The 951-nt window shown below is 57.1% G+C and carries 1 protein-coding gene and 1 pseudogene; both read right to left on the reverse strand.

Annotated elements, in window-relative coordinates:
- Positions 1-637, reverse strand: a 637-nt coding sequence (locus tag HMPREF9163_RS06845; RefSeq protein ID WP_009441005.1) for a hypothetical protein, incomplete at its 3' end; no start/stop codon positions are given.
- 57 nt (positions 638-694) lie between these two features.
- Positions 695-951: pseudogene (locus HMPREF9163_RS12485) on the reverse strand (DNA (cytosine-5-)-methyltransferase); the annotation flags it as partial.

The raw sequence follows: 951 nt of genomic DNA on the forward strand, positions 1-951 counted from the left end.
ACTCGGCGTATGCCTTTGCCGTCTCGTCGGTGATCGTCCCATGCAGCCATGCAAAGGTGATGCGGTCATCGGTCAGTGTGTAAGTCGCCTCGCGGATGTCAAATGCGTGCCGGATGAGCCGTCCCTTGCTCCGAAGGAGTGTGTCCAGATTCTGCAGTGCCGTATCGGTGAAAAGGCTGCGTGGGAGACTGATGGAAAGGCTGTCCTCGTCGGGTTCTTCCATCACCGCCTCCATTGGAGCAGGTTCTTCTACCACCGTTTCTGTCGGTGTCGGCTCATCATCTGCCGCTTCCGTCCGGCTCGGCGCGTCTGCCCCTGTGTCCGCGCAGGGAGTCTCGCTCATCGCGGATTCCGTTGTGCTCGGCTCCTTCGCCCCTGTATCTGCGCAGGAGGGCTCGTTTTCCCCATCCTCGGACGTAAAGCCCGCCTCGTGCAGTGCCGTGCGCACACACGCCACGGTCGCTTCGTCAAGGGCATCGTCGAAGCAAAGGCTGCCGTCCTTCGTGATCTCGAATGCGCCGATCTTGTAGGAAAATGTCGGTGCGCCGCAGTAGGCAGGCTTCGTGTCGAGCACCTTGCTGACTACCGCGACCATCGCCTTGCGCTCTTCCTTTTGGATGTTGTAATTGACCTTCATGGTGGTTTCCTCCTTTATGAACTTTGGTCATTACATTCATCACTCACGTGGGAAGAATTAGCAAGCGGATTCTGTTGTATACACCGAATGCCCGAAATGTGCGATTCCTGTCAGCACATAGAACACACAGGGAAGTGCGACACCGTTGCCCCACATCTTATACTCTGCCGCATCCGAGTGCGGATTCTTCAGCCATCTGCGAATCTGCGTATCGGTCTTGGGCTTCTTGCCACCCGTGATTTTTCGGTGCGTCTCAAAGACCGTGCGCCAGAACGCCATCTCTTCCTCCGTGGGATTATCCGTTTCAAGCCCCG

The sequence above is a fragment of the Selenomonas sp. oral taxon 138 str. F0429 genome, assembly GCF_000318175.2.
Taxonomy (GTDB): Bacteria; Bacillota; Negativicutes; order Selenomonadales; family Selenomonadaceae; genus Centipeda; species Centipeda timonae.